Here is a 4,004-nt window from a genome sequence, read left to right on the forward strand (position 1 = left end):
CCTTGCGGCCCCGGCTTGCCATCTGCCCCCGGTCTGCCCTGAGCGCCGGGCTTGCCGTCCGGCCCCGCTTTGCCGCGAAGCCCGTCCGGTCCGCGTCGTCCTGGTTGTCCCTGTAGGCCTCGCGGCCCCGCGCGTCCCTGCCGACCGGCCGGATTCTTCGCCACCACCGCAACTCCACCAACGCTGATTCTCGCGGGGAAGCGTAGCAGACGCGCGACGGTGGCAGCAATTCTGTGACGCGCGAGGATGGCGATCGATCAACATCAATCGCCATCCGCGTTGTCGTCGTGGCGTCATCGTCTGCGGATGACGGCTCACGCCCCGTAGGCGGGTACCTCGATGCCATCGGCCACGTAGAGCCTGATGCGGTTGCGCAGCGTGCGGACGGGCATGCCGAGCAGCTTCGCTGCATGAGTACGGTTGCCGTGGCAGCGGCCGAGCGTCTGCACGATCAGCTCGCGCTCGATTTCCGAGAGTGGCGTTCCGATCAATAGCGGAACAACCTCGTTCGCAGGCCGCCCCGGTGAGGGCGGCGGCAGCGTCGAAATGCTGGATAGGTTTTCGGCGTAATGTGACAGATCGTGTGACATGGAACTCCTCCCGATCAACGCCCCGCGCCGGCACAAAGCGCGGAAAACATCGAGACCAACAAATACCCACCCCGTAAAACAACGTGGTCCGATAAGGTTAACGACCGCTTAACGCGCACCGCCGCCAGGTTGAATGTCAAGGAAATGCCTCGATTTCGCGCGCCCGGCGACGCATTCCGCCCTGGGGGCGGCCGGGTCGCTGGTGGATTAAGCGCGCGGAAACGATGGGCGCGCATAACGGCGCTGTTTCCTCGTCCTGGACAACACACGGCAAACAGCTTGGCCGAACCATCCTCCGCTGCCTGGAAATCCGCGATCGAGCGGTTGCTGCAGGCCAACCCGACCGACTGGCGTGACGCTGCCGCGCTTGTCGATGATATCGCGCGCCTGAGCGCGGAGCCGACATTGCGTCAAGCGGCTACGCAGGCGCTGCCGATCCTGCGCAGTGCCGCCGGCTTCGGTGCTGACGCCATCACGCATGATGCGGCGCGGCGTCGCCTGATCGTCGTGCTCGACGTGCTGATCGAGCTCACCATGCCGCGCTTCGGCCGGCGCGGCGCCAGGCCGAAACCGCTGACGGCGGATCAGCACGCGCGCCAACTGCTCGGCCTGCCGATCGATGGCGCGCTATCGGCGCCCGAGATCCGCAGCGCCTTCCGTCGCGCCGCCAAAATCATGCATCCGGATGCAGGCGGCAGCGAACAGGCGTTTCGCGAGCTCGTGGCCGCGCAGGACGAGCTGACGAAGCGGCCGGCGTGACCGACGGCCGGGCAGTGCAAGTGCCGCGGCGACATTGAGCGACGTGCCGATTGCGATCTCGCACGCGCCTGCCGCGCCTATGGCTTTTCGCGCACAGTCGCCGCCGCACATGCGTCCCGCCGTGCAAAAGGCTAAATTCAGCCAAACCGATTCGTTTGGTCTTATCACGCATGTCTCTTAGTCCTGCTCACACCTTGAGGAGTTTTCCGCACATGAAGTTTGCATCCTTGCTCCGCAGCGCGCTGGTTGCTCTCACAGCGCTGACCGCCAGCCTGCTGCCGGGCGCGGCGTTCGCCGACGGCGGCACCATCACGCTGACGATCTACAAGGCGGGCTGGATCATCGGTGGCTCGGGCGGCTCCGGCGTAATGTACTTCCGCGGGCGGGCTTATCCGCTGTCGACCGGCGGCCTCGACTACGGCTTGGTGTTCGGCGGTTCGCGCACCGTGCTGCATGGCCGCGTCAGCAACATCTTCCGGCCCTCCGACGTCGCAGGCGTCTATGGCGCGGCCGGCGCCGGGCTCGCGGTCGGCCGCGGCGTGCGCGGCATCGTGCTGACCAACCAGAAGGGCGCGGTGCTCGAGCTCGCCGGCGAGCAAATCGGGCTTTTGGCCAATGTCGACCTCTCAGGCCTTGCGATCGGGCTGCGGTAGTATTGCTCTGCGGTCGAGGTGTCGCTGTTAGTAAAGCTGTCATCACCCGCGCAGGCGGGTGATGAAGTACGCTGTGGCCGCTCGGTCCATCGCTGACGTCTCTGGAATACTGGGTCACCCGCCTGCGCGGGTGACGACCAGGGAAGCGCGATGCGTGAGAAGCTACGCATTCACACGCGCCGCCAGCTCCAGCCAAGGCCGCAACGTCCATGTGCCCGATGCGGCACCTGAAGGCGAGGCCAGCACGAAGACATCGGGGAAATCGTCACGCTCCGGCTGCCGGCCGAATGTGATGCGCGATGTCGGCCGGCCATAGAACAGGCTTGCCGCCTTCTTGCTGGTGAAGGCGATCGTGCGCGGGCGATAGCGCCGCATCTTTGCGGAAAAACCATCGACATCGACGCCTTGCTTGAGCGCGATGTGGTCCATGCCGGCGCCGTGCTTGCAGAGGTCGGTGAAGCCGATGCCGAGATCGAGCAGCGCGGCAAACTCATGCGGCTGATAAAGCCGCGGCGTCAGCCCGATCGCATGCAGCGTGGGCCAGAAGCGGTTGCCGGGATGGGCGTAGTAATGACCGGTCGCGGCCGAACGTTCACTGGCCGCGGTGCCGACGAAGACCAGGCGCAGGTTCGGCGCGAGTTGGTCGGGCAGGCGATCGCGCCGCTCCGCGGCGTCGGTCATCTGTCGCACATTATTTTTCGCCGAAGCGGATGACCTCGCCGGACCGAGGATTGACGCCGATCCGCGGTCCATCCGTTTCGTCCTCATCGGGGGCAGGATACTGCTCCGGCGCTTGGCCCTTGGCCGCGACCACGCGCGGATAGCGCGCTTTCGGCTGCTTGACGCCAATGGACTTCAAGGTGATGCGGAACAGCCAGTCGTCGCCATAGTCGAACAGGAACAGCAGCGTATGGCCGGGCTGCGGGAAGGCCTGCGCGATCCTGGTCTTCTCGACCCCGAGCACGCCGGGGCCGGCCTCGCCGATGTCGGCAAACAACTCGTATTGCGGATGGACGATCTTGATCTTCGACAGGGTCAGGCCGGTGTAGAAGCCGAACGCGTGGTCGAAATCGAAACCGAACGCCTGCACGATGGTTCCGGCGAGCCTGGTGAGCGATTTCGCCGGATCGATCTCGATGTCACGATAGATCGCGCGCCGGCCGTCGAGCGCCGCGTGCAGGATGAAGGTCTCGTTCTGAGCCATGCCGATCTCCGCAAGGCGTGCATGACGCCCAGGGGAGACTACACGGGCGGGATGACAGGGGCGAGAGCGGCTTGCGCAACTCAGCGCAGTTGTCCCGCCCCATCCACATGTTCCCCCGCGAGACGGGCAGCCGCGGCTCGCCGCACCCAAGGTCCGCATAAGCAAGGGCGACCGCCGGTGACGGCGATCGCCCGATGTCCTGTCGCCGGAGCCTGGCTGGCCGTTACAGCGTGCAGCTGCGCTCGCCGCGCAGCTTCATCTGAATGGCGCTGGCTTCGTTGAACGTCGGCACCGGCCTGCTGACCACCTTGTAGGTGGACGGCCACTGGGTCGGCTTGGCGGTAAGCTGCTCGTTCCAGATCTGGCAGATGCCGGTGTTGTCCCAGCGGATCACATAGTAGCCGGGCTGGGCGGCGCCGACCTGCGGCTCGGCCGGAGCAGCATGATGCCGATGGGCCGCAATGGCGGGCGCGACAGACGCCGCGGCCACAGCGGCGGCGGCAGCGAAAGTGACGAAGCGACGCATGAGAAATCTCCCGTAACAAACAAATACCCCAGCCGCCCCGGGCCGACGCTCCGCCCGGTGGCGGTCCCCGTCCGCGACGGGCCCATGTTCCTGCGACAAAAGCGCGCGCGTTGCAAGCGCGCCCGTGGGGGGCTCACGGCGATGTCAGGGGGGGAGCGCGGCAAGGCTGCACCTGTTTACGGACGCGCTTCTCGTCCATGCCAGATACGGGTGATCAGGATGTCTCCGGCGTCCATTAAAACGGTATAGCGCACGATATAGACGGAGCTACC

At 66.0% G+C, this 4,004-nt stretch carries 7 protein-coding genes; 2 read left to right on the plus strand and 5 right to left on the minus strand.

Features of this window, described 5'->3' with window-relative positions; genetic code table 11:
- Both WA702_RS04535 and WA702_RS04540 read right to left on the minus strand, forming a co-directional pair.
- On the minus strand, positions 1-164 hold a 164-nt coding region (locus tag WA702_RS04535), incomplete at its 3' end, for a collagen-like triple helix repeat-containing protein (protein ID WP_425109347.1).
- Positions 165-314: 150 nt separating this feature from the next.
- Positions 315-590 carry a helix-turn-helix domain-containing protein gene (locus tag WA702_RS04540; protein ID WP_425109341.1) on the minus strand — a complete coding sequence of 92 codons (276 nt, stop codon included), beginning with the start codon at positions 588-590 and terminating at the stop codon, positions 315-317.
- Between the two features lie 279 nt (positions 591-869).
- Here WA702_RS04540 and WA702_RS04545 point away from each other — a divergent pair, with 279 nt between their 5' ends.
- Together WA702_RS04545 and WA702_RS04550 are read left to right on the plus strand one after the other, a co-directional pair.
- On the plus strand, positions 870-1,349 hold the full coding sequence (locus tag WA702_RS04545) for a J domain-containing protein (protein ID WP_425109342.1): 480 nt from the start codon (positions 870-872) through the stop codon (positions 1,347-1,349).
- 212 nt (positions 1,350-1,561) lie between these two features.
- Complete coding sequence (locus tag WA702_RS04550) at positions 1,562-2,002, plus strand: hypothetical protein (RefSeq protein WP_425109343.1); 441 nt, start codon at positions 1,562-1,564, stop codon at positions 2,000-2,002.
- A 162-nt stretch (positions 2,003-2,164) separates the two neighbouring features.
- On the opposite strand, the gene WA702_RS04555 is transcribed toward WA702_RS04550, so the two are convergent.
- From WA702_RS04555 to WA702_RS04565, 3 genes are all read right to left on the minus strand, one after another.
- A complete protein-coding gene (locus WA702_RS04555) occupies positions 2,165-2,683 on the minus strand; it encodes a mismatch-specific DNA-glycosylase (RefSeq protein WP_425109344.1) in 519 nt (172 codons plus the stop codon).
- 10 nt (positions 2,684-2,693) lie between these two features.
- Positions 2,694-3,206 carry an IS1096 element passenger TnpR family protein gene (locus WA702_RS04560; RefSeq protein ID WP_425109345.1) on the minus strand — a complete coding sequence of 171 codons (513 nt, stop codon included), beginning with the start codon at positions 3,204-3,206 and terminating at the stop codon, positions 2,694-2,696.
- A gap of 223 nt (positions 3,207-3,429) precedes the next feature.
- Positions 3,430-3,732 (minus strand): hypothetical protein, encoded by a 303-nt coding sequence (locus tag WA702_RS04565; protein WP_425109346.1) that lies wholly within the window; start codon positions 3,730-3,732, stop codon positions 3,430-3,432.
- Positions 3,733-4,004 lie beyond the last annotated feature (272 nt).

This window comes from Bradyrhizobium sp. (assembly GCF_049798375.1).
Lineage (GTDB): Bacteria > Pseudomonadota > Alphaproteobacteria > Rhizobiales > Xanthobacteraceae > Bradyrhizobium.

Excerpts from the sequence above, each read along its gene's own strand:
- WA702_RS04540 (WP_425109341.1), bottom strand. The coding sequence starts at position 590 with ATGTCACACGATCTGTCACATTACGCCGAAAACCTATCCAGCATTTCG.
- WA702_RS04550 (WP_425109343.1), top strand. The coding sequence starts at position 1,562 with ATGAAGTTTGCATCCTTGCTCCGCAGCGCGCTGGTTGCTCTCACAGCG.
- WA702_RS04555 (WP_425109344.1), bottom strand. The coding sequence starts at position 2,683 with ATGACCGACGCCGCGGAGCGGCGCGATCGCCTGCCCGACCAACTCGCG.
- WA702_RS04560 (WP_425109345.1), bottom strand. The coding sequence starts at position 3,206 with ATGGCTCAGAACGAGACCTTCATCCTGCACGCGGCGCTCGACGGCCGG.
- WA702_RS04565 (WP_425109346.1), bottom strand. The coding sequence starts at position 3,732 with ATGCGTCGCTTCGTCACTTTCGCTGCCGCCGCCGCTGTGGCCGCGGCG.